Source organism: Acidovorax sp. JHL-3, assembly GCF_000526295.1.
In the GTDB taxonomy this organism is placed as follows: domain Bacteria; phylum Pseudomonadota; class Gammaproteobacteria; order Burkholderiales; family Burkholderiaceae_C; genus Acidovorax; species Acidovorax defluvii.
The window spans coordinates 1,941,677-1,964,954 of sequence record NZ_JAFU01000001.1; the positions used below are offsets into that span (position 1 = coordinate 1,941,677).

The window sequence follows — 23,278 nt, forward strand, 5'->3', positions numbered from 1 at the left end:
ACCCCTCAACGGTCGGCAGCGCCCCGGCCGGTGAGGGCGCTGAACAGGCGATGCTCGCATTCGGGGTCGCTGCATTTCTCGCAGTCCCAGGCGCGCAGGCGCATGGGTTTAGCATCCGACACGTCGTTTGCGCTTATCACATAAGGCTTAACAGCTATTGAATTAATAGCGTTTAGCGCGTTTTCGACCCGCTCGGGACCTTGGCCATACACCACGTGGTAGCGCACGGCAGCATCCGCCAGCAAGGCGCGCAGGTGTGCATCGCAGGCCTCGCGCCGGGCTTGTTCGGGTGCGGCGCAGGGCAGGTCCAGCCCCATCAGCAAGGTGATGGCGGCGCTGTGCAGGGTGTGGCGGATCGCGGTGGGCAGCTGTGGAGCGTCTGCCACGGCAAGCTCCTGTGTCGTCATGGCGGAGTCTGCCAGTCGGTGCTGAAGGGCCTCGGCCAATGCGGGGGCGCCGGTGCCGGGTGCACCCAGCAGGGCAATGGTCTGCTGTGCAGGCACGGTGGCGATGAAGGATGCAGCCCGGCAGCTCAGCGGGGCATGTAGTGCACGTAAACCTCGTTGGGCTTGACCATGCCCAGCTCGCTGCGTGCCTTTTCTTCCACCATGTCCAAGCCCTCCTTGAGGTCGTGCACCTCGGAGTTCAGGCGCTCATTGGCCTGCCGGGCCCGGTCGTTTGCGGCGATCTGCTCATCGAGCTGACGCTGCATCTCCTGGACACGGGGAATGCTTCCCCGGCCCAGCCAGAGCTGGGCATGAAGGACTGCCAGCAGGGCCAGCAGGACAACGGGCACAAGACGAAAACCCATGGCCTAAATGGTACGCCTTGCCGGGGCCTGCGTTGCGTCCGGTCGTGCTGGCGCCGCCCTAGGGCGCCGGGGGGCGCCTGAGCGATCGCAGCAGGACCGGGCAGCTGGCATGGTTTAGCGCAGGTTGTAGAACGCCGCGCGGCCCGGGTAGTGGGCAATCTCGCCCAGGTCTTCCTCGATGCGCAGCAGCTGGTTGTACTTGGCGATGCGGTCCGAGCGCGACAGCGAGCCGGTCTTGATCTGGCCTGCGTTGGTGCCCACGGCGATGTCGGCAATGGTGCTGTCTTCGGTTTCGCCCGAGCGGTGCGAGATCACGGCCGTGTAGCCCGCGCGCTTGGCCATTTCGATGGCGGCGAAGGTTTCGGTCAGCGTGCCGATCTGGTTGATCTTGATGAGGATCGAATTGGCAATGCCCTTGTCGATGCCTTCCTTGAGGATCCTGGTGTTGGTGACAAACAGGTCGTCGCCCACCAGCTGCACGTTCTTGCCCAGGCGCTCGGTCAGGATCTTCCAACCATCCCAGTCGCCTTCGTGCATGCCGTCTTCGATGCTGATGATGGGGTACTTGTCGCACCACGATGCCAGCATGTCGGTCCATTGCTGGGCGGTGAGCTTGAGGCCGCCTTCGCCCTCCAGCACATACATGCCGTCCTTGTAGAACTCGCTGGCGGCGCAATCGAGGCCCAGGGCGATCTGCTCGCCGGCGGTGTAGCCTGCGGCTTCGATGGCCTGCAGGATCAGCTGGATGGCGGCTTCATGGTTTTCAACGCTGGGCGCAAAGCCGCCCTCGTCGCCCACGGCGGTGCTCATGCCCTTGTCGTGGATGATCTTCTTGAGCGCATGGAACACCTCGGCACCCCAGCGCACGGCTTCGCGGAAAGTGGGGGCGCCCACAGGGATGATCATGAACTCTTGCAGATCGAGGCTGTTGTTGGCGTGCGCGCCACCGTTGATGACGTTCATCATCGGCACGGGCAGCTGCATGCCGCCCATGCCGCCCAGGTAGCGGTACAGGGGCAGGCCGGACTCTTCGGCGGCGGCGCGGGCCACGGCCATGGAGACGGCCAGCATGGCGTTGGCGCCCAGGCGGCTCTTGTTATCGGTGCCGTCGAGGTCGATCAGGGTCTTGTCCAGGAAGGCTTGTTCCGACGCGTCCAGGCCGAGCACGGCTTCGGAGATTTCGGTGTTGATGTGCTCGACGGCCTTGAGCACGCCCTTGCCCAGGTAACGGCTCTTGTCGCCGTCGCGCAGCTCAATGGCTTCACGGCTACCGGTGGACGCTCCGCTAGGCACGGCGGCGCGGCCCATCACGCCCGATTCGAGCAGCACGTCGCACTCGACGGTGGGGTTGCCGCGGCTGTCCAGAATCTCGCGACCTACGATGTCAACGATGGCACTCATGGTTTTCCTTTTGCAGAAGTTTTAAATCAAATCGGGCTCTAGCGCTTTCTGGATAAGCGCTAGCAGCTATTAATTAATGAGCGAATATCGAATGCGCGTTCAGACGCCTTCGACACACACCATGCGCATGACCGCCGCGCCTTCGCGCGCTGCCTTGGCTTTCTGGTACTCGGGTGTGTCGTAGAACGCGCGGGCCGCTTCAAAGCTCGGAAACTTGAGAATCACAGTGCGGCCGGGGTTCCAGTCGCCTTCCAGCACTTCAACCTTGCCGCCGCGCACGCACACTTCAGCACCGTGGGCCTGCATGGCCACGGTGCTCCACTTGCGGTACTCCTCATACTGCGTGGGGTTGGTGACGGTGACGGATGCGATGACGTAACCACTGCTCATGTCTCAGGCTCCAAAGTTGTTTTCGAGGAATCCGCTTTTCTTGGTGATGTCGTCGAGCGCCACCAAGGTCTCCAGCAGCGCCTTCATGTGCTTGAGCGGCACGGCATTGGGCCCGTCCGACCAGGCCTCGGCGGGCTTGGGGTGGGTTTCCATGAACAGGCCCGCCACACCCACTGCCACACCGGCACGGGCCAGCACGGGCACCATGTCGCGCGCGCCACCGCTCACGGCACCCAAGCCACCGGGCTTTTGCACCGAGTGGGTCACGTCGAACACCACGGGCGCACCGGAGTTGCGCATCTCGGCCAGACTGGTCATGTCGGCCACGAGGTTGTTGTAGCCAAAGCTCACGCCGCGTTCGCAGGCCAGGAAGCGGTCTTGAGACAGGCCCACCTCCTGCGCAGCGGCACGGGCCTTGTCGATGACGTTCTTCATGTCCCAGGGCGCGAGGAACTGGCCCTTCTTGATGTTCACCGGCTTGCCGCTCTGTGCCACGGCACGGATGAAGTCGGTCTGGCGGCAGAGGAAGGCCGGCGTCTGCAGTACGTCCACCACGCTGGCCACCTCGGCCACCTGGGAGGCCTCGTGCACATCGGTCAGGATGGGCAGCTGCAGTTGGCGGCGCACTTCATCAAGGATCTTGAGGCCCGCTTCCATCCCCACGCCGCGCTGGCTGGTGCCAGACGAGCGGTTGGCCTTGTCAAACGACCCCTTGTAAATCAGGGGAACGCCCAGTGCCGTGCAGGTCTCCTTGAGCTGGCCTGCGACGTCCAGCGACATCTGCAGGCTTTCAATGGAGCAGGTTCCAGCGATCAGGAAAAAGCGCTGGTCGAGGCCGACGTCGAAGCCGCAGAGTTTCATGGCGATGCTCCTTGCTTACGCTGCGGCCTTGGCGGCCTTCTGGTGCTCCACGGCCGCCTTGATGAAGGCGTTGAACAGCGGGTGGCCGTTCCAGGGCGTGGACTTGAACTCGGGGTGAAACTGCACGCCGATGTACCAGGGGTGCACGTTTTGCGGCAGCTCGACGATTTCCGTCAGGTGCTCGCGCTGCGTCAGCGCCGAGATCACCAGGCCCGCCTTGCGCAACTGGTCGAGGTAGTTGACGTTGGCTTCGTAGCGGTGGCGATGGCGCTCGGTCACCACGTCGCCGTAGATGCTGTGCGCCAGCGTGCCTGGCTGCACGTCAGAGCTTTGCGCGCCCAGGCGCATGGTGCCGCCCAGGTCGGAGTTGGCGTCGCGCGTCTTGATGGTGCCGTCGGCATCTTTCCATTCGGTGATCAGCGCGATCACCGGGTGCTTGCAGGACGGATCGAATTCCGTGGAGTTGGCGCCGGGCAGGCCTGCCACATGGCGGGCGTATTCGATGGTGGCGACCTGCATCCCCAGGCAAATGCCGAGGTAGGGCACCTTGTGCACCCGGGCGAACTTGGCCGTGCAGATCTTGCCTTCCACACCGCGCGAGCCAAAGCCGCCGGGCACGAGGATGGCGTCGTACGGGGCCAGCTTGTCGGCTTCCTGGCCTTCGATGGATTCGGAGTCGAGGTGGTCGATGCGCACACGCACATGGTTGCGCATGCCGGCGTGGCGCAGGGCCTCGTTGACGGACTTGTAGCTGTCGGACAGCTCCACGTACTTGCCCACCATGGCGATGCGCACTTCGCCCCGGGGGTGCTCGGTCTCATGAACCAGGTCGTCCCAGCGCTTGAGGTTGGTGGGGGGGGTGTTCAGGCGCAGCTTGTCGCAAATGAGGCCGTCCAGGCCTTGCTCGTGCAGCATGCGGGGCACCTTGTAGATGGTGTCCACGTCCCACATGCTGATAACGCCCCATTCGGGCACGTTGGTGAACAGCGAGATTTTTTCGCGCTCTTCTTCCGGGATGCGCCGGTCGGCGCGGCACAGCAGGGCGTCGGCCTGGATGCCGATTTCGCGCAGCTTCTGCACGGTGTGCTGGGTGGGCTTGGTCTTGAGCTCGCCAGCCGCAGCAATCCAGGGCACATAGGTCAGGTGCACAAACGCCGCGTTGTTGGGGCCCATGCGCAGGCTCATCTGGCGCACGGCCTCTAGGAACGGCAGCGACTCGATGTCTCCCACCGTGCCGCCGATTTCGACAATGGCCACATCCACGGCATCGGGCGTGCCGATGCCGGCGCCGCGCTTGATGAATTCCTGGATTTCGTTGGTGACGTGGGGAATGACCTGAACGGTCTTGCCCAGGTAGTCGCCGCGGCGCTCTTTCTCCAGCACGGACTGGTAGATTTTGCCCGTGGTGAAGTTGTTGGTTTTCTTCATGCGCGTTTCAATGAAACGCTCATAGTGGCCCAAGTCGAGGTCGGTTTCTGCGCCGTCATCGGTCACAAAAACCTCGCCGTGCTGAAACGGCGACATGGTGCCCGGATCTACGTTGATGTAGGGGTCAAGCTTGATGAGGGTGACTTTGAGTCCCCGCGATTCGAGGATCGCGGCAAGGGAGGCTGAGGCGATTCCCTTGCCCAGGGAAGACACCACACCGCCGGTGACGAAGACAAATTTGGTCATGTCTTTTTTGGTGGTGGGAAATTGGGATTATAGATGGCCCCTCGGCAAGCGGCCGCGGCGGGGCCTGCTTCTGTCTGCTAAATTCGCGCCATGAATGAGCTTGCTGGCAAACACATTGTTCTGGGTCTGAGTGGAGGCGTGGCTTGCTACAAGGCGGCCGATCTGTGCCGCCAGCTCATCAAGGAGGGGGCCACCGTGCAGGTGGTGATGACCGAGGCAGCCAGGCAATTCATCACGCCGGTCACCATGCAGGCCCTGTCGGGCAGGCCGGTGCATGGCTCGCAATGGGACGCGCGCGAGCCCAACAACATGCCCCACATCAACCTTAGCCGCGAGGCCGATGCCATCCTGGTTGCGCCCTGCAGCGCCGACTTTGTGGCGCGCCTGGCGCAGGGGCGGGCGGATGAATTGTTGAGCCTGCTGTGCCTGGCGCGACCACAGGAGCGTGTGCCCTTGCTGCTGGCACCGGCCATGAACCGCGAAATGTGGGCGCACCCGGCCACGCAGCGCAACCTGGCCCAGGTGGCCCAGGACGGCGCCACGGTGCTGGCCGTGGGCAACGGCGACCAGGCCTGCGGCGAAACCGGTGACGGCCGCATGCTGGAGCCGGAGGAGTTGCTGGAAGAAGTGATTGCCTTTTTCACGCCCAAGGTGCTGGCGGGCCAGAAGGTGCTGGTCACGGCGGGCCCTACGTTCGAGGCCATTGACCCGGTGCGTGGCATCACCAACCATTCCAGCGGAAAGATGGGTTTTGCCATTGCGCGCGCGGCCCGCGAGGCTGGCGCCGAGGTCACGCTGGTGGCGGGCCCGGTGCATCTGGCCACGCCGCGCGGTGTGCATCGCATCAACGTGCAGTCTGCACAAAATATGCTTGAAGCCGTTATGCAGAAAGCGCAGAAAGCTACTGTTTTTATAGCGACTGCGGCGGTAGCTGACTGGCGTCCGGCCACGCAGTCGGATCAGAAGATCAAGAAAGACGGCTCGGGCCAGACGCCGGTGCTGGGTTTTGTCGAAAACCCGGACATCCTGGCCACCGTGGCGCAGTCGCAGCACGCTCTGGTGGGCGACCTATTCTGTGTGGGCTTCGCGGCAGAAAGCCACGATCTGCTGGCCCACGCTACGGCCAAGCGCCAGCGCAAGGGCGTGCCATTGCTGGTGGGCAATATTGGCCCTGCAACCTTCGGGCAGGACGACAACGCCCTGCTGCTGGTGGACGCGCAGGGGCATCGCGAGTTGCCCCGGGCATCCAAGCGCATCCTGGCCCAGCAGCTGATTGCCGAGATTGCCCAGCGCCTGCCTGCTTTGCAGGCCTGACCGCAAAGGATTTCCATGGTGATTCCGCCTGTCCGCCCCGACTGGGATACGCCTCCCGATGGTGATTTCGCCCGCTATGTGGATCGGTTGGGTGCCAATGCGCCGGCTGCGGCGCGCCCCCCGAACACAAATGCGGCAGGGCCTGCCGGGCCGACCCGTCTGCAGGAGGCGCCCCAGCGTGGTGATAGCGCACCCAGACCACCCGTGCAAGCACCTCCCCCTGACCTGGCTGTGATGGCCGGGCAGCTTGGGGGCAGGCTTCGTGGCGCACGGGTCGTGCTATTGGTGGCGATAGGGATCCACGCCATCGCCTGGCTGGGTTTTGGCCGGGGCTCACTGCCGGTTTTGATGTTCATGGCGGTGTTGTGGTGGGGATTGGGCAGGGTAGTGCAGATGCTCCCCGGACTGCTCTCACTTCCCCGCAACGCCGAAAATCAGGGCGTAGAGTCCTGGCGACAGCGCTTGCGGGCACGGGCCCCGCAGGGCAAAGCAGAAAGCAAGAAGTGAAGATTGACGTCAAAATTCTTGATTCGCGCATGGCGAATCAGTTGCCGACTTATGCCACCCCCGGTAGCGCGGGCCTGGACCTGCGGGCCTGCATCGATGCGCCCTTGATGCTGGCACCCAATGCCTGGCACCTGGTGCCTACGGGCATTGCCGTTTTTATCAAAGACCCCGGATACGCTGCGCTCATCCTGCCCCGCTCGGGGCTGGGGCACAAGCACGGCATTGTTCTGGGTAATCTGGTGGGCCTGATCGACAGCGATTACCAGGGACAGCTCATGGTGAGTGCCTGGAATCGCAGCACGGTGCCTTTCACGCTGGAGCCCATGGAGCGGCTGGCCCAGTTGGTCATTGTTCCCGTAATGCAGGCGCAGTTCAACGTGGTGACCGAGTTCGAGGCCACCGAGAGGGGCGAAGGCGGCTACGGGTCCACGGGCAAGGGGTGAGGGGTTTTTTCGTCCCTGCACTGTTTCATGCCCGTGTCCTTGTGTCAGCGCATTCCTACGCGGCGCAGAGCCCAATGCCGACCTGTACGGTCGTGCTTTGCCGTCCAAGGGTGTCTCGGGCCCATGCTCCAATCGTTTTGCATCGGGTGGTGAATGGCTTCGCCAGGACGCTGCCCTCATCGAGATATTTCAAGGAGAACTGATATGCGCCAGATCACACGTACCGCCACCTTGGTGGGCTCTGTCTTTATGCTCGGAGCCTTGGCCGCATGTGCGCCACAGCAGACCTATCCGAGCCAGTATCCATCGGGCGGTTACACGTCAGGTGGCTACCAAAGCAATGCACCGGTTTATTCGAACAATGCCATGGGCACGGAATACGGCCGTGTTGCCAATATTGAGGTGTTGCAGGGTCGCAGCCAGGGGCAAACTACCGGTGCAGGCGCAGTCCTGGGTGCCGTGGTGGGTGGAGTATTGGGCAACCAGGTGGGTGGCGGATCGGGCCGCACTGCCGCAACTGCCGTGGGTGTCATTGGCGGAGCGCTTGCAGGCAATGCCATCGAAGGGCGCAACAACAACAGCGGCGGCGAGGTGCAGGGCTATCGCATTTCGATTCAGCTTGACCAGGGCGGCTATCGCTCTTACGACGTAAGCAATCCGGGCGACCTGCGTACGGGCGACCGGGTGCGTTTGTACAACGGTCAGATTTCCCGCCAGTAAGCAGCCAGCGCGACGTGGTGGCCCGCAAGGGCCGCCATTTCAGTGCAGCAGCGAGTTGCCTGGTGCCTGGGGCTGTATGCGAAAAAAGCCCGTACCCGCCGTGCCTTTGCCGATTTCTTCCTCTGTGGCTTCGCGAACGCCTTGCACCGTGAGTTGCAATCGCAAGGCGATTCCGGCAAGTGGATGGTTACCGTCCAGCACCAGATGCTCTGGGTAGATTTCTGTCACGGTGTAAAGACCGCTACGGGGCGCAGTGGGGTTGACGCCCTCGGGCAGTGCGCTCCCATCAAACGTCATGCCCTCCTCAATCTCAGGCGGGAACAGTTCGCGGGGCTCCAAAAAAAGCAGTTGGTCGTTGAAGTCGCCAAAAGCATCCTCGGGCTCCAGGTTCAGTGCCAGCGTTGCACCTGGGCCATGGCCTTGCAGTGCTTCCTCGATGCGGTGCAGCAGGTCTTCGCCGCCCACCAGGAATTCCACCGGGTCGTCGAGCACGTCCAGTTCTTCGCCCAGGGTGTCTTTCAGGGTCCAGGTCAGAGCGACCACGCATTGTTGGGTAATTTCCATAGGAGAATTGTCGCAGTTTGATCAACGGCCCTGCAAATGGGCGGACAGGTTCTCATGGATATCCAGCAACCCCTCTCCCTGCTCGGCGGTCTGACCCCCGCGCAATTCATGCGTCGGCACTGGCAAAAAAAGCCCCTGCTGGTGCGCCAGGCCATCCCGCAATTCACCCCGCCGGTGTTGCGGTCCGAGTTGTTTGCGCTGGCTGCGCAGGAGGGCGTGGAGTCCCGGCTGGTGCAGCAGGTCAAGGATGTCTGGAAGTTGCGCCACGGCCCGTTTTCGCGCCGGTCATTGCCTGCCCTCCAGCAGCCCAACTGGACGCTGCTGGTGCAGGGTGTGGATCTGCACAACGACCAGGTGCACGCCCTCATGCAGCAATTCCGTTTTGTTCCGGATGCGCGCCTTGATGACCTCATGATCAGCTATGCCAGTGATGGCGGAGGCGTCGGCCCGCATTTTGATAGCTACGATGTATTTCTGCTGCAGGCCCATGGTCGCCGCTGCTGGCGCATTGGTCGCCAAAAAAACCTGAGCCTGCGGGACGATATTCCGCTGAAAGTGCTGGCGCAGTTCGAACCCGAGCAAGAGTATGTGCTCGAGCCCGGGGACATGCTGTACCTTCCGCCCGGATATGCCCACGATGGTATTGCCGAAGGGGAGTGCATGACCTACTCGATCGGTTTTCGGGTTCCGGCACGTGCCGAACTGGCCAATGAGCTTCTGCTGCGGGTGGCAGAAGATGCGGACGAGGAAGCTGCCCCGGTTTTGTACCGCGATGCGGGCCAGGATGCAGTGGAGCTGCCCGCTGCCATTCCCGAGCGGTTGCACGAATTTGCCCGGGATGCATTGAAACGCGCATTGAGCGAGCCCCTGGTGCTCGAACGCGCGCTGGGTGAGTACCTGACCGAGCCTAAGCCCAGCGTATGGTTTGAGCCGAATGACGCAGGTGTGATGCTGGAGGGTTTGGCACTGGACCGGCGTACCCGCATGATGTACGACGCGCACCACGTGTTCATCAATGGCGACAGCTATCGCGCGGCAGGCCGCGACGCCACGTTGATGCGGCGCCTGGCGGATCAACGCCGCTTGAACAGCCGTGATCTGGCGCGTGCCACTGACGATGCCCTGGAACTGCTGTCTGCCTGGTGCGACGCTGGCTGGGCCCATGCCTGCAAAGACCCACAGGAAACCCCATGACCGATGCGGTAACCCCAGCCCCTTCATTGCCTGATTTGCCTTCTGGGCGGTTCAGTGGTCGCGAGGCGTTCATGCAGCTTGTGCGTGATGGGTTGGCCACAGCGGCGCGTGACGGATGGTCAGAGATTATTGTGAGTGATTCCAACTTCCATGACTGGCCGCTGGGAGAGCTTGCTGTCATTGAGTCGTTGCAGCAGTGGGCCCACAGTGGCCGTCGGTTCACCATGCTGGCTTGCACGTTTGACGAGGTGATACGGCGGCATCCGCGTTTTGTGCGCTGGCGCGGCACATGGGATCACATCATCAGCTGTCGGCGCAGCCCTTCGGCAGACCCGCTTGACCTCCCCAGTGCCTTTTGGTCGCCAGCCTGGGTGATGCACCGCCTCGATCCCGTACGCTGTGTGGGGGTTGCCGGCTTTGAGCCGGAACGCCGCGTTTTATTGCGGGAATCACTCAATGAATGGTTGCGAAGCAAAAGTTCACCCGGATTCCCGTCAACCACATTGGGGTTGTAACGTTGATAGTGCTCAATGCATGAAAAATGAATTGCGTTTCATGTGGGAATTCAGCGTTATTCGGGATTGACGAAATCCCAATATAATTGTTGATTGCGCAGAAACGCACGCCCATGCATTCGGCCAACGCGTCAACGGCTGCACAGTCTGGTCGTGGTGGCTACTCCGGTTTTTTGTCTGTCCAACTAGGAAAATTGAAATGAAGAAATCGCTCGTTCTGGCTACCCTGATCGCTGCTGCTGCCCTCGCCGCTTGTGGCAAGAAGGAAGAGCCTGTTGCTGCTCCTGCGCCAGCTCCCGTGGAGGCACCTGCCGCCGCTGCGCCTGCTTCTGACGCTGCTGCGCCTGCTGCCGAAGCCGCTGCTTCTGCTGCAGACTCCGCCAAGGCTGCTGCCGATGCTGCTGCAACTGCCGCAACTGGCGCACAGACCGCCGTTGACGCTGCTGCAACCGCTGCAACCGATGCCAAGGCTGCTGTGGACGCTGCTGCAACGGCTGCTACCAGCGCTGCTTCCGCTGCGAAGTAAAGCCGGCACGGATTTCAGGGCCTGCCAGCCTTGCTGGAGGCTCTGAAACCAAGGGCCCCGACCTGTTCACAGGTGCGGGGCTTTTTTGTTGCTGCCCATTGTGTTGCGATGTCTGCAGAGGCTGGGTAGCTCTTGCGCGGCAATTTGCCGCTGAGTCTTTTGCCAAGGGGATGCGCTGCGTAGTCGCGGCGACTACACCACGTTGATCCAGTCCGTTCCTTTAGTGGGCGAGGCAATGTCCACACCCTCAGCGGGCCAGTCCAGGGCGTGTGCCAGCGCTTGCTGCGCCAGCCGGGGCTGGTTGTTCTGCGCGCTGAGGTGTGCCGCGACCACGCGATTCAGACCCGTGTGCCGAACGGCCGCCAGGATGCCGGCAGCGTCGTGGTTGGCCAGATGCCCATGCACACCCGCAATGCGTCGCTTCAGAAAAGCGGGATAGCCGGATGCTGCGAGCATGTCCGGGTCGTGGTTGGCCTCCAGCAGCAGCGCGTGGCAACCCTGCAATTGCTGTAGCACATGGGGGCTCGCGTGGCCCAGGTCGGTAAGCAGGCCAAGGTGAGAAGCGCCATCGGTGCAGCGCAATTGCAGCGGTTCCCGCGCATCGTGCGGTACGGTAAAGGGCACTGCGCACACCGTGCCGAGATCGATGGGAACCATGTCGTGGGCCATCTGCAGCAGCCCGTCAAAATCTGGCGCACCTATCGCCACATGGGTGCCGCGGCTCATAAAGACGGGAATGCGGTGCCGCAGTGCCACGGTATGGGCACAGCCGACATGGTCTGCGTGTTCATGCGTGATGAAAATGGCATCGATCTGGTCGATGCCCAACCCCGCCGCACCCAGCCGGGTGGCAAGTTGCCGGATGCCGAAGCCGCAGTCCACCAACAGGCGGCGCACCTGCAATCCGTCGCCCGCTTCCACCACGGTGGCGTTGCCTGAGCTGCCGCTGCCCAAGCTGCGAAAGCGCAGCATCGGCAGGCGTGCTTATTTCAGGTCGTCTGCCAGCACGCGCAGGATACGTTCGGCGTTGGCAGACGATTCGGGCGCACCGGCCTCGTTCAGCACGGAAACCGTGGTGGCTTCACCCTGGCTGCGCACCACCACGCGGTACTTCAGCGGGGGAGTGGCGGCAGATCCGCCCAGCAGCTTGCTGAAGAAGCCTGGCTCCTTCTTGTCGGTTCCGGGCGCCACGTAACGCACAAAATACAGGCCGTCATTGCGGTTGCGGTCTTCGACGGTGAAGCCCGTGCGGTCAAGGGCCAGGCCCACACGGCGCCACGCGCGATCAAAACCTTCGTCCATCTGCACGACCGGGACGTTGTTGACCGAGGTCATGCGCACGCTCACGGCCTTCAAGGCCGGCGCTGCCACCACGGCCTGGGATTGCTCTTGGGGCACACCGAGCTTGACCATCAGACGGCGCAGGAATTCGGTTTCGAGTTCGGGGTCGGCGGCGCGGGGCTGCCAGACGGTGCTGTCCTTGGACGTGCTGGTGTAAACCTCCACCATGCCGCGGTGGGTGACGTAAATCTCGGTGCCGCCGGCGGCATTGCGCTCCAGGCGCGTGCGGAACTTGTCGCGCTCGCCCGTGGAATACAGCGAATCAAAAACCTTGCCGAGGGTGGCGCGAATCACGTCTTGGGGCAGCTTGGCGCGATTTTCCGCCCAGTCGGTCTCCAGAATGCCCAGGTCAGCCTGGTCGACAACCAGGTTGAAACCGTTCTCCAGCCAGTACTCCCGCACCGGGTCCCACAACTGGTCGGCCGGTCGGTCGATCACCAGCCAGCGCTGGGCGCCGTTGCGTTCGATGCGGACATCGCCGATTTTCGTGGCTGCTGCTCCGGAGGTGGCAGACGATTTGGTGTTCTGGCCAGCCTGGTAGGCTGCGGCAGATACCGCGCTGCCGGGTACCGCATAGCGGTTTTCTCGTGACAGTTGCGTCAGGTCGGGGGGCACCTCCAGTGTGGCCCCCTGGGTGGCGCTTTTGTAGTCGATCTTGTCGTTTTCCAGAACGGAGCAGGCGGAAAGCGCCATGGCAAGGCCCAGCAGGCCCAATCGTGCAGTGTGATTCACGCGGAAATCCTCAGAGTGTCTCGGGTGTCAGGGCGGTCGGGTTAAAGCAGGCCGCTGGCGCGCAGGGCTGCTTCCACGGTGGCTTCGTGGCCCTGGCTCAGGGGTGTCATGGGCAGGCGCATGGTGCCTGCGCACAGACCCATGCGGGCCATGGCCCACTTGACGGGAATCGGGTTGGCTTCAATGAACAGGTTTTTGTGCACCGGCATCAGCTGGAACTGGATGTCCATGGCGCGCCGCACATTTCCGGCAAGCGCCGCAACACACAGTTCGTGCATCAGGCGGGGTGCCACGTTGGCGGTCACGCTGATGTTGCCGTGACCACCGCAGAGCATCAGGGCCACGGCGGTGGGGTCATCGCCCGAATACACGGCGAAGTCCTTGGGCAAATCGCGGATCAGCCACTGGGCGCGCTCGATGTTGCCGGTGGCCTCTTTGATACCGATGATGCCGGGCACCTGCGCCAGGCGCAGCACGGTGTCGTGCAGCATGTCAGCCACCGAGCGGCCAGGCACGTTGTAGAGCACCATGGGCAGGTCGCCCGTGGCCTCGGCAATTGCCTTGAAGTGCTGGTACTGGCCCTCTTGCGTGGGCTTGTTGTAGTAGGGCACGACCTGCAGCTGGCTGTCGGCCCCTACGCCGCGGGCAAACTTGGCCAGCTCGATCGCCTCTGCCGTGGAGTTGGCGCCACAGCCGGCCATGATGGGCACGCGCTTGGCGGCCTGCTCCACGGACACGCGGATGATCTCGCAATGCTCTTCGACGTTGACCGTGGGCGATTCGCCCGTGGTGCCCACCACGCCGATGCAGTCGGTGCCTTCGGCAATGTGCCAGTCGATCAGTTTGCGCAGGGCGGGGTAGTCCACGCTACCGTCCTCGTGCATGGGGGTGACGAGGGCGACGATGCTGCCGGTAAGGGGGACGGAAGGAGAGGTCATGTCCGCAAGTGAAAACGGTAAAAGGGCATTCTAACTAGACCGGAAGGTCCAGACGGTATCGAACGGGCTGGCGTGGGTGCGCGGTTTCGCGCACGGCCGCAATGCGCTGCACGAAACGTGCGGGCGCGTCCACAAAGCCGTCTTCGTACGCAACGGTGCGAAGGGTCGCACAGGCGGCAAGCAACTCGCCGGGTTGCAGCAAAAAATCGGCCCGCGCAGGGCGTCCAACGGTTTCATTGCCGCTTGCAAAGGTTTCATAAATCAGCACACCGCCAGGGGCCACGCTGTCCACCAGAAGGGGCAGCAGCGGGCGCCAGAGGTAGTTGGTGACGATCACCGCGCCAAACTGTCGGCCAGCGAAAGGCCAGGGGCCGTCTTCAATGTCGGCACAGTGAATTTCACCCCAGGCCGCGCACGCCGCCACGGCATCGGCCGAGCGGTCTACGCCCACGGTGGGGTGGCCGTGCTGGTGCATCCAGCGCAGGTGCCTGCCCGCGCCACAGGCCACGTCCAGCGCGGTGCTGCCTGGCGGCGCCAGGGTTGACCAGCGGCGAACCCAGTCGGATGGTGCTTCAGTGCCGTGCATTGAGGAGAATAATTGCTATAAAAATAGTAGCTGCTAGCGCTTGCTTTATAAGCTCTAGAGGCTAAAAAGGCTTAAAAATATCAAAAACATGCCCACATCTGGTCTGCTAGCATGACCATGAACCCCGGCACGGTGTACATCGCAAACACCGCCAGCAAGATCAGCAAGGCGGCCACCCAGCCCAGCAGCCGGGCAAAGCGGGATGTGTGGCGCGGTGTGGGGATGTGCATGGGGCCGTCAAGGGTGTTGGGTTGCCGGACGTTTTTCAGGCGGGCTGCGGCGTGCCGCGCTGGATGGGGGCTTCCTTGACGGGCAGATTCACCAGCCCCGCAAAGATGCCCAGTCCGATCGCGATGTACCACACCACATCGTAGCTGCCCGTGCGGTCATACAGATAGCCGCCCAGCCACACTCCCATGAAGCTGCCCACCTGGTGGCTGAAGAAGACAAAACCTCCCAACATCGACAGGTGCTGCACGCCAAAGATCTGCGCAATCGTGGCATTGGTGGGGGGCACGGTGGACAGCCACAGCGCCCCCATAACGGCAGAAAACACGTACACCGACAGCGGCGACAGCGGTACCAGCAGAAAAACCGAAATCACCACGGCCCGCGCAAAGTAGATGAAGGCAAGGATGTTGCGTTTGGGCATGCGCTGGCCCAGCGTGCCCGCAATGTAGGTGCCAAACACGTTGAACAGCCCGATCAGTGCCAGCGCATAGCTGGCCACCTGGGGCGAGAGCCCGTGGTCGCGCAGGTAGCTGGGCATGTGCACGCCAATGAACACCACCTGGAACCCGCACACAAAATACCCCGCCGTCAGCAGCAGAAAGCTGGGGTAGCGAAACGCCTCACCCAATGCCTGCACAATGGTCTGGTCGCGCCGGGCGGGGGTGGATGCGTGGAACCCGGGCTCGCGCAGTCCGAAGGCCAGCGGAACAATCAGCAGCACCATCAGGGACAGCGCCAGCAGCGCCTGTTGCCAGCCCAAACTGCTGATCAGCCAGCCCTCTACCGGCACCATCAGAAACTGGCCAAACGAGCCGGCCGCCGCCGCCACACCCATAGCCCACGAGCGTCTTTCGGGCGCAATCTGTCGGCCCAGCACGCCGTAGATCACGGCATAGGTGGTTCCGGCCTGGGCCGCGCCAATCAGCACACCCGCCGTGAGTGCAAACAGGGTGGGCGTAGGTGACAGCGCCATGCCAGCCAGCCCAAGGCCATAGAGCACTGCGCCGCCTATCAGCACGCGAAACGCGCCAAACCGGTCGGCCACCATGCCGACAAAAATGCCGATCACGCCCCACGAGAGGTTCTGGATGGCAATCGCCAGGGCAAACGACTGGCGTGTCCAGCCCATCTCCTGGGTGATGGGTTGCAACCACAGCCCGAAGCCGTGGCGGATGCCCATGGACAAGGTCACGATGGCGGCACCGCACGCCAGCACCTGGAACATGGACAATTTTTGGGGATTCGTGTGCATTCAAGGAATGTAGCCAATCCGGCGTGCATTTGCCTGACGCCTGCACGACGCGCGGCTCGCCATCGTGCTGCAGGCTGGGTATTTATCCAGTCCCAACAGCGCTGCGGCACTACAATCCGCCCCATGTCTGCCAAACCGTCATCAGTGTCCGCCAGCGAATATTCCGAGGGTTCCATCCGTGTGCTCAAGGGCTTGGAGCCCGTCAAGCAGCGCCCGGGCATGTACACCCGCACCGACAACCCGCTGCACGTCATTCAGGAAGTGCTGGACAACGCCGCCGACGAGGCACTGGCGGGCTACGGCAAGAAAATCAAGGTCACGCTCCATGCCGACGGCTCGGTCAGTATCGAAGACGACGGGCGCGGCATTCCCTTCGGCCTGCACCCCGAGGAAAAGGCCCCGGTGATCGAACTGGTGTTCACCCGTCTGCACGCGGGCGGCAAGTTCGACAAGGGCAAGGGCGGGGCCTACAGCTTCTCGGGCGGCCTGCACGGTGTGGGCGTGAGCGTGACCAACGCGCTGGCCACCCGGCTGGAAGCCACCAGCTACCGCGAGGGGCAATCGGCCCGGTTGGTGTTCTCGGCGGGCGATGTGATCGAGCCCCTGGTGGCGCGCCCCCTGGAGGCCGGTGAGCGCAAGCAGGGCACCACGGTGCGAGTTTGGCCCGACGCCAAATACTTCGAATCGAGCGCCTTGCCGCTGGGCGACCTCACCCACCTGCTGCGCAGCAAGGCGGTGCTGATGCCGGGCGTGTCGGTCTCGCTGATCAACGAAAAAACACGCGACACCCAGACCTGGCAATACAAGGGCGGCCTGCGCGACTACCTGCAGCAAACGCTCAACGGCGACCCGGTGATACCGCTGTTTGAAGGCGAGGGCTTTGCCGACAGCAGCAACGACAGCTTTGCCGAAGGCGAGGGCGCCTCGTGGTGTGTGGCCTTCACCGAAGACGGCCAGCCCGTGCGCGAAAGCTATGTCAACCTGATCCCCACCAGCGCGGGCGGCACGCACGAAAGCGGCCTGCGCGATGGCCTGTTCAACGCCGTCAAGAGCTTCATCGAGCTGCATTCGCTTCTGCCCAAGGGCGTGAAGCTGATGCCCGAAGACGTGTTTGCGCGCGCCAGCTATGTGCTCTCAGCCAAGGTGCTCGACCCGCAGTTCCAGGGCCAGATCAAGGAGCGCCTGAACTCGCGCGACGCGGTGCGGCTGGTCAGCGGCTTCGTGCGCCCCGCGCTCGAGCTCTGGCTCAACCAGCATGTGGACTACGGCAAAAAGCTGGCCGAACTGGCCATCAAGGCCGCACAGACGCGCCAGAAGGCCGGCCAGAAGGTCGAAAAGCGCAAGGGCTCGGGTGTGGCCGTGCTGCCCGGAAAGCTCACCGATTGCGAAAGCCGCGACATCGCCTACAACGAAGTGTTCCTTGTCGAGGGCGATTCGGCCGGTGGCAGCGCCAAGATGGGCCGCGACAAGGAGAACCAGGCAGTGCTGCCCCTGCGCGGCAAGGTGCTCAACACCTGGGAGGTAGACCGCGACCGGCTGTTTGCCAACAACGAAATCCACGACATTTCGGTGGCCATGGGGGTGGACCCGCACGGCCCCAACGACTCACCCGACCTGTCGGGCCTGCGCTATGGCAAGGTCTGCATCCTCAGTGATGCGGACGTGGACGGCTCCCACATCCAGGTGCTGCTGCTCACGCTTTTCTTTCGCCACTTCCCCAAGCTCATCGAAACCGGCCACATCTATGTGGCGCGCCCGCCGCTGTTCCGGGTGGACGTGCCCGCGCGCGGCAAGAAGCCTGCGGCCAAGATGTATGCGCTGGACGAGGGCGAGCTCACCGCCATCCTCGACAAGTGCGCGAAAGACGGCGTTCCGCGCGAAAAATGCCAGATCAGCCGCTTCAAGGGCCTGGGCGAGATGAACGCCGAGCAGCTGTGGGAGACCACGCTCAACCCCGACACCCGGCGCCTGTTGCCCGTGCAGTTGGGCGGCACCGACTTTGCCGCCACCGAGGTGCTCATCACCAAGCTCATGGGAAAGGGCGAGGCGGCATCCCGGCGCGAGTTGATGGAGCTGCATGGCGACGCGGTGGAAGTGGACATCTGACCGCAGATGCCTGACCGCCCCTTGTCGGTGTTTCACATGCTCACCATTCATCGCCTTTTAGGCCTCTTGCGCTTGCTGGCTGTGCCTTTGCTGCTATTGATAGCGCAGCAGGCAGCGCATGCCGACCTGTGGGCCTTTGTGGACCCGCGTGGTGTGACCCACTTTGCCGCAGAGCAGGTGGATGCGCGCTACGAGCTTTTTTTTCGCGGAACGCAATTCGACTCCTCGCGCGATGCGCCTGCAAGCGATCAGCGCCCTGGGCAGGCGCAGCCTCCCGCGGTGCGCTTGCTGGCATTTTTTGACATTTCGCTCGATTACAAGCGCGTCAAGCACCATTTGCGGGCCTCGGCCAGCCGCCAGGGGGTGGACTACGAGTTGCTGCAGGCCCTGATTGCCACCGAATCGGGATTTGACGCTGGTGCCGTGTCACCCAAAGGAGCTATCGGCCTGATGCAGGTCATGCCTGCGACGGCAGGGCGGTTTGGCGTGGCGGCGGACACCCGCCGGACGGTGGCGCAGAAGCTGTTGGACCCGGCCTTGAATGTGTCTGCCGGCACCCGCTACCTGCGCTATCTGCTCGATCTGTTTCCCGGCCGTCTGGACCTGGCCCTGGCTGCCTACAACGCAGGCGAGGGCGCGGTGCAAAGGGCGGGTAACCGGATCCCGGCCTACAAGGAAACCCAGAACTATGTGCGCACCGTGCTCGGCCTGTATGCCCAGCTCAAGCCGCCAGCGCCTGTGCTGGCGCAGCGTGCGGGCCCCGGCCGTGTGCGCATGGAGCTATCGGGCGGCGCCTTGAACCGGGGCAATCTGCCCGCCACGCGTGTGGCCCCGCCCCAGAACGTGACTGAACCGAACCCGAACGAATGAGCGACCAACCCACTCTCGATTTCACTACCGCCGGCGACGGGGGCGACTCCCTGGATCTGGCCGGTTATGCCCAGCGCGCCTATCTTGAATATGCTTTGTCGGTCGTCAAGGGCCGTGCATTGCCCGACGTGTGCGATGGCCTCAAGCCCGTGCAGCGGCGCATTTTGTATTCGATGGACCGCATGGGCCTGGGCTACAGCGGCCCCACGCGCAGCACGGCGGCCAAGCCCGTCAAGAGTGCCCGCGTGGTGGGCGATGTGCTGGGCCGTTTTCACCCGCACGGCGACCAGTCGGCCTACGACGCGCTGGTGCGCATGGCGCAGGACTTTGCCCAGCGGTACCCGCTGATTGACGGCCAGGGCAACTTCGGCAGCCGTGACGGCGACGGCGCCGCCGCCATGCGCTACACCGAGGCGCGCCTGTCGCGCATCACCAGCCTGCTGCTCGACGAGATCGATGAAGGCACGGTCGATTTCATGCCCAACTACGACGGCAGCACGGAGGAACCCCGCCAGTTGCCCGCACGCCTGCCGTTTGCGCTGCTCAACGGCGCCAGTGGCATTGCCGTGGGCCTGGCCACCGAGATCCCCAGCCACAACCTGCGCGAGATTGCCGACGCCTGCATTGCACTCATCAAGACGCCCTCGCTCAGCGCCGAAGACCTGCTGGCGTTGGTGCCCGGCCCGGACTACCCCGGCGGCGGCCAGATCATCAGCAGCGCGGGCGATATTGCCGACGCCTACCGCACGGGCCGTGGCAGCCTGAAGGTGCGTGCGCGCTGGAAGATCGAAGAACTGGCCCGTGGCCAGTGGCAGCTGGTGGTGAACGAGCTCCCGCCTGGCGTGAGCACACAGCGCGTGCTCGAAGAAATCGAAGAAATCACCAACCCCAAGGTCAAGGCCGGCAAAAAGGCGCTGAGCCAGGACCAGACACAGCTCAAGGCCAGCATCCTGGCCGTGCTGGACGTGGTGCGCGACGAGTCCAGCAAGGACGCGCCTGTGCGCCTGGTGTTCGAGCCCAAGACCGGCAAGACCCCACAGCAAGAGCTGATCACGGCGCTTTTGGCCCACACCAGCCTCGAAACCTCGGCACCCATCAACCTCACCATGGTGGGGCTGGATGGCAAGCCCGTGCAGAAATCCATGCGGCTGATGCTGGAAGAGTGGATCGCCTTCCGCCAGGGCACCATCACCCGCCGCACGCAGCACCGGCTGACCAAGGTGCTGGACCGCATTCACATCCTCGAAGGGCGGCAGACCGTGCTGCTCAACATCGACGAGGTGATTGCCATCATCCGACAGGCGGACGATCCCAAGGCCGCACTGATTGCGCGCTTTGCCCTGAGCGACCGCCAGGCCGAAGACATCCTCGAAATCCGCCTGCGCCAGCTGGCGCGGCTGGAAGCCATCAAGATCGAGCAGGAGCTGAAAGAGCTGCGCGAAAGCCAGGGCAAGCTCGAAGACATCCTGAACAACCCCGGCTCGCTGCGCCGCACCATGGTCAAGGAGATCGAAGCCGATGCCAAGACCTTTGCCGACCCACGCCGCACCCTGATCCAGGCCGAGAAAAAAGCCGTGGCCGAGGTCAAGGTGGTGGACGAGCCCGTCACGGTGGTCGTTTCACAAAAAGGCTGGGTGCGTGCGCGCAATGGCCATGGCCACGAGGCGGCCAGTTTTGCCTTCAAGGCGGGCGACGGGCTGTATGCCACGTTTGAATGCCGCACCGTGGACCAGCTCATCGCGTTTGGCAGCAATGGCCGCGTGTATTCGGTGCCGGTGGCCCTGTTGCCCGGTGGGCGTGGCGACGGACAGCCGGTCACCACCCTGATCGAGCTGGAATCGGGCACGCAGCTGCTGCACTACTTTGCCGGCCCGGCAAGCGCCGTGTTGCTGCTGTCAAACTCAGGTGGCTATGGATTCTTGGCCAGCGTGGAAAACCTGGTCTCGCGTCAGAGGGGGGGTAAATCCTTCCTGACACTGGGTGATGGCGAAACGGTTTGCCCGCCTTCGCACGCGGCGGGCAGCACCGGCGGTCAGCCGCTACCTGCCGCCACGCATGTGGCCTGTGCCTCGGCGGGGGGGCGCATCCTGACGTTCGAGATCAGCGAACTCAAGACCATGGCCAACGGTGGCCGTGGCCTGATGCTGATCGACCTGGAGCCCAAAGATCAGCTGGCGGGTGCCGTTGCCTACACGCGCAGCATCCGCATCGAGGGCGTAGGCCGGGGCGGCAAGCTGCGGGAAGAAACGCTCGAAATCCGCTCGCTCAACAACGCCCGCGCAGCCCGTGGACGCAGGGGCAAGGCGGCAGATCTGGGGTTCAAACCGGCATCCGTGACGCGCGTCGAATAGCCGCCGTGTCGGCAGGCGCATTTGTCGCCTGCCGGAAATTCCGGTGTAGCTGCGACGCCCGGGGGAATGCCCTGGATTTGTAGGAAAATGAAAAATCGCGCACTATCGGTTACGAACCATCGGACTGCAGGAGACAAATCATGCTGAATCAACTTCGCATTGCCCACAAGCTGTGGCTGGCGGTCGTCCTTATCGTGGTCATGCTGATCGCCGTAGTGGGTTTTTCGGGGTACCGGTCCGCCAAGGTGCAGGCGCAGGCCGACGCGGTGACCAAAGAGATGGAGGCCCGGGTCTCTTCCGCCATCCGCTGGGCTGGCCTGACCGAGACCAATGCGGCGCGCACGCAGGCGCTCATCGTCAGCAGCGATCCGGCGGTAGAGCTGGAGTTCAAGGACGTCATCGCAGCCACTTCGGCGCAAATCAGCGAAGTGCAGAAATCCATGGAAGGCATGGCCTTGTCCGAGCAGGACAGGGCGCAGATGGTCAAAATTGCCGCTGCGCGCAAAACCATGACCGAGCTGCGGGCGCAAGCCAGGCAGCTCAAGGCCGATGGCCAGGCAGAGCAGGCCGTGGCCCTGGTCAAGCAGTCCTACAACCCTGCGGTGTCTGCTTATCTGCAGACGTTGGGCGACTTTGTGCAGATGCAGCAGCAGACTGCGCAGACGACCCTGGCGGAGATGACGGCTTCACGCATGTTGACCGTGAAAATGGCGGCGGTGGCGGTGGGCGCCTTGCTGCTGGCGATCATTGGCGGGGCCTATTTCCTCATTCGCAGCATTGAGCAGCCCCTGGCCCAGGCCAACGACCTCGCTGCCCGCATTGCAGCGGGCGACCTGAGCATGCAGGCCACCGTCACGCGTGGCGACGAGTTTGGTGATCTGCTGCGATCGCAATACGCGATGAGCGATGCCCTGGGCCGCGTGGTGCACCAGGTGCGCCAGAGCACCGACAGCATTGCCATCGCCAGTGCCGAAATTGCCACCGGCAACCACGATCTTTCCGCGCGCACCGAGCAGACATCGAGCAACCTGCAGCAAACCGCAGCCGCCATGGAGCAGTTCACCAGCACCATCCAGCAAAGCGCTGGCAGTGCCCAGCAGGCCAGCAGCCTGGCGGTCAGTGCCACTGGCGTGGCACGACGCGGCGGTGAGGTGGTAACGCAGGTGGTTGCCACCATGGACGAGATCAATCAAAGCAGCAAAAAGATCTCCGACATCATTGGTGTCATTGATGGCATTGCATTTCAGACCAACATCCTGGCGCTGAACGCGGCCGTCGAGGCAGCCCGTGCCGGTGAGCAGGGACGAGGTTTTGCGGTGGTGGCCAGCGAAGTGCGCAGCCTGGCCCAGCGCAGTGCGGAGGCCGCCAAGGAGATCAAGCAATTGATCAATGCATCGGTGGAAAAGGTGGACACCGGCTCTCGGCTGGTGGCGGATGCCGGCTCCACCATGGCCGACATCGTGCAATCGGTTCAGCGCGTGACCGACATGATTGGCGAAATCACGGCCGCATCCACCGAGCAGGGTGCAGGCGTTTCCCAGGTCAACCAAGCGGTGGGCAATCTTGACCAGATGACGCAGCAAAACGCGGCACTCGTCGAGGAAAGCGCAGCCGCAGCACAAAGCCTGCGTGAACAGGCTGAGCAACTGGCGCAGATGGTGTCGGTGTTCAAGGTCAACGCAGCCGCCTATGGCGTACAGGCCCCGGTGGCCCGCGCCGTGGCAGCCCCGGCCCCCGGCATGGCTGCAGCCGCTGCCAGGGTGCAACGCCCTGCCGTGGCAAGCAAACCTGCCGCCAAGCGGCTGGCGGGTGCGGGCAGCGCGCCCAGTGCTCCGGCCCCTTCTGCCGAGGAGCCGCGCAAGCCCGCTGCACCGGCGCCCCGAGCCACTGCCGTGGCAAAGGGTGGGGACGACGATTGGGAAACTTTTTGAGTCGCTGACCCCGAAGGGCG

General features: G+C 63.5%; 23 protein-coding genes. 10 read left to right on the forward strand and 13 right to left on the reverse strand.

Going from position 1 to position 23,278, the window contains the following annotated elements:
• Positions 1-5 precede the first annotated feature (5 nt).
• From K226_RS0109170 to K226_RS0109195, 6 genes are all read right to left on the reverse strand, one after another.
• Positions 6-503 carry a hypothetical protein gene (locus K226_RS0109170; RefSeq protein ID WP_024814520.1) on the reverse strand — a complete coding sequence of 166 codons (498 nt, stop codon included), beginning with the start codon at positions 501-503 and terminating at the stop codon, positions 6-8.
• 29 nt (positions 504-532) lie between these two features.
• A complete protein-coding gene (locus K226_RS0109175; RefSeq protein WP_024814521.1) occupies positions 533-811 on the reverse strand; it encodes a septum formation initiator family protein in 279 nt (92 codons plus the stop codon).
• A 114-nt stretch (positions 812-925) separates the two neighbouring features.
• Positions 926-2,212: a phosphopyruvate hydratase gene (gene eno, locus K226_RS0109180; RefSeq protein ID WP_024814522.1), complete on the reverse strand. Its 1,287-nt coding sequence runs from the start codon at positions 2,210-2,212 to the stop codon at positions 926-928.
• Positions 2,213-2,311: 99 nt separating this feature from the next.
• Complete coding sequence (locus tag K226_RS0109185; RefSeq protein ID WP_024814523.1) at positions 2,312-2,602, reverse strand: DUF1330 domain-containing protein; 291 nt, start codon at positions 2,600-2,602, stop codon at positions 2,312-2,314.
• Between the two features lie 3 nt (positions 2,603-2,605).
• Positions 2,606-3,463 carry a 3-deoxy-8-phosphooctulonate synthase gene (gene kdsA, locus K226_RS0109190; protein WP_024814524.1) on the reverse strand — a complete coding sequence of 286 codons (858 nt, stop codon included), beginning with the start codon at positions 3,461-3,463 and terminating at the stop codon, positions 2,606-2,608.
• A gap of 15 nt (positions 3,464-3,478) precedes the next feature.
• Entirely contained in the window at positions 3,479-5,137 is a 1,659-nt protein-coding gene (locus tag K226_RS0109195; RefSeq protein WP_024814525.1) for a CTP synthase, read from the reverse strand.
• Between the two features lie 90 nt (positions 5,138-5,227).
• On the opposite strand from K226_RS0109195, the gene coaBC reads away from it, so the two are divergent.
• The 3 genes from coaBC to K226_RS0109215 all read left to right on the forward strand — a co-directional run bounded on the left by coaBC (position 5,228) and on the right by K226_RS0109215 (position 8,121).
• On the forward strand, positions 5,228-6,451 hold the full coding sequence (gene coaBC / locus K226_RS0109200; protein WP_024814526.1) for a bifunctional phosphopantothenoylcysteine decarboxylase/phosphopantothenate--cysteine ligase CoaBC: 1,224 nt from the start codon (positions 5,228-5,230) through the stop codon (positions 6,449-6,451).
• Positions 6,452-6,954: 503 nt separating this feature from the next.
• Complete coding sequence (gene dut, locus K226_RS0109210) at positions 6,955-7,401, forward strand: dUTP diphosphatase (protein WP_024814528.1); 447 nt, start codon at positions 6,955-6,957, stop codon at positions 7,399-7,401.
• Between the two features lie 204 nt (positions 7,402-7,605).
• A complete protein-coding gene (locus tag K226_RS0109215; protein ID WP_024814529.1) occupies positions 7,606-8,121 on the forward strand; it encodes a glycine zipper 2TM domain-containing protein in 516 nt (171 codons plus the stop codon).
• A 39-nt stretch (positions 8,122-8,160) separates the two neighbouring features.
• Here K226_RS0109215 and K226_RS0109220 read toward each other — a convergent pair whose 3' ends face one another.
• On the reverse strand, positions 8,161-8,685 hold the full coding sequence (locus K226_RS0109220) for a peptidylprolyl isomerase (protein ID WP_024814530.1): 525 nt from the start codon (positions 8,683-8,685) through the stop codon (positions 8,161-8,163).
• Between the two features lie 54 nt (positions 8,686-8,739).
• Between K226_RS0109220 and K226_RS0109225 the strand changes: the two genes are divergently transcribed.
• The 3 genes from K226_RS0109225 to K226_RS0109230 all read left to right on the forward strand — a co-directional run bounded on the left by K226_RS0109225 (position 8,740) and on the right by K226_RS0109230 (position 10,966).
• Positions 8,740-9,879, forward strand: a complete 1,140-nt coding sequence (locus tag K226_RS0109225; RefSeq protein ID WP_024814531.1) for a cupin domain-containing protein — start codon at positions 8,740-8,742, stop codon at positions 9,877-9,879.
• Entirely contained in the window at positions 9,876-10,394 is a 519-nt protein-coding gene (locus tag K226_RS19465; RefSeq protein ID WP_081739344.1) for a hypothetical protein, read from the forward strand. The genes K226_RS0109225 and K226_RS19465 overlap by 4 nt, the downstream gene beginning before the upstream one ends.
• A gap of 275 nt (positions 10,395-10,669) precedes the next feature.
• Positions 10,670-10,966 (forward strand): hypothetical protein, encoded by a 297-nt coding sequence (locus K226_RS0109230; protein ID WP_024814532.1) that lies wholly within the window; start codon positions 10,670-10,672, stop codon positions 10,964-10,966.
• A 146-nt stretch (positions 10,967-11,112) separates the two neighbouring features.
• On the opposite strand, the gene K226_RS0109235 is transcribed toward K226_RS0109230, so the two are convergent.
• The 6 genes from K226_RS0109235 to K226_RS0109260 all read right to left on the reverse strand — a co-directional run bounded on the left by K226_RS0109235 (position 11,113) and on the right by K226_RS0109260 (position 16,000).
• The gene (locus tag K226_RS0109235; protein ID WP_024814533.1) at positions 11,113-11,892 is read right to left on the reverse strand and encodes an MBL fold metallo-hydrolase; all 780 of its coding nucleotides are present in this window, start codon (positions 11,890-11,892) and stop codon (positions 11,113-11,115) included.
• A 12-nt stretch (positions 11,893-11,904) separates the two neighbouring features.
• Complete coding sequence (gene bamC, locus K226_RS0109240) at positions 11,905-12,993, reverse strand: outer membrane protein assembly factor BamC (RefSeq protein WP_024814534.1); 1,089 nt, start codon at positions 12,991-12,993, stop codon at positions 11,905-11,907.
• 41 nt (positions 12,994-13,034) lie between these two features.
• A complete protein-coding gene (gene dapA, locus K226_RS0109245; protein WP_024814535.1) occupies positions 13,035-13,931 on the reverse strand; it encodes a 4-hydroxy-tetrahydrodipicolinate synthase in 897 nt (298 codons plus the stop codon).
• Between the two features lie 34 nt (positions 13,932-13,965).
• A complete protein-coding gene (locus K226_RS0109250; RefSeq protein ID WP_024814536.1) occupies positions 13,966-14,517 on the reverse strand; it encodes a bifunctional 2-polyprenyl-6-hydroxyphenol methylase/3-demethylubiquinol 3-O-methyltransferase UbiG in 552 nt (183 codons plus the stop codon).
• A gap of 80 nt (positions 14,518-14,597) precedes the next feature.
• A complete protein-coding gene (locus K226_RS20055; protein ID WP_202899882.1) occupies positions 14,598-14,747 on the reverse strand; it encodes a hypothetical protein in 150 nt (49 codons plus the stop codon).
• A gap of 35 nt (positions 14,748-14,782) precedes the next feature.
• Entirely contained in the window at positions 14,783-16,000 is a 1,218-nt protein-coding gene (locus K226_RS0109260) for an MFS transporter (RefSeq protein ID WP_024814537.1), read from the reverse strand.
• A 123-nt stretch (positions 16,001-16,123) separates the two neighbouring features.
• On the opposite strand from K226_RS0109260, the gene K226_RS0109265 reads away from it, so the two are divergent.
• From K226_RS0109265 to K226_RS0109280, 4 genes are all read left to right on the forward strand, one after another.
• Positions 16,124-18,106 carry a DNA topoisomerase IV subunit B gene (locus K226_RS0109265; RefSeq protein ID WP_024814538.1) on the forward strand — a complete coding sequence of 661 codons (1,983 nt, stop codon included), beginning with the start codon at positions 16,124-16,126 and terminating at the stop codon, positions 18,104-18,106.
• Between the two features lie 36 nt (positions 18,107-18,142).
• Entirely contained in the window at positions 18,143-18,976 is an 834-nt protein-coding gene (locus tag K226_RS0109270; RefSeq protein ID WP_024814539.1) for a lytic transglycosylase domain-containing protein, read from the forward strand.
• On the forward strand, positions 18,973-21,327 hold the full coding sequence (gene parC / locus K226_RS0109275) for a DNA topoisomerase IV subunit A (RefSeq protein WP_024814540.1): 2,355 nt from the start codon (positions 18,973-18,975) through the stop codon (positions 21,325-21,327). Before K226_RS0109270 ends, parC begins: the two co-directional genes overlap by 4 nt.
• A gap of 140 nt (positions 21,328-21,467) precedes the next feature.
• Complete coding sequence (locus K226_RS0109280) at positions 21,468-23,258, forward strand: methyl-accepting chemotaxis protein (protein WP_024814541.1); 1,791 nt, start codon at positions 21,468-21,470, stop codon at positions 23,256-23,258.
• Positions 23,259-23,278: the final 20 nt, after the last annotated feature.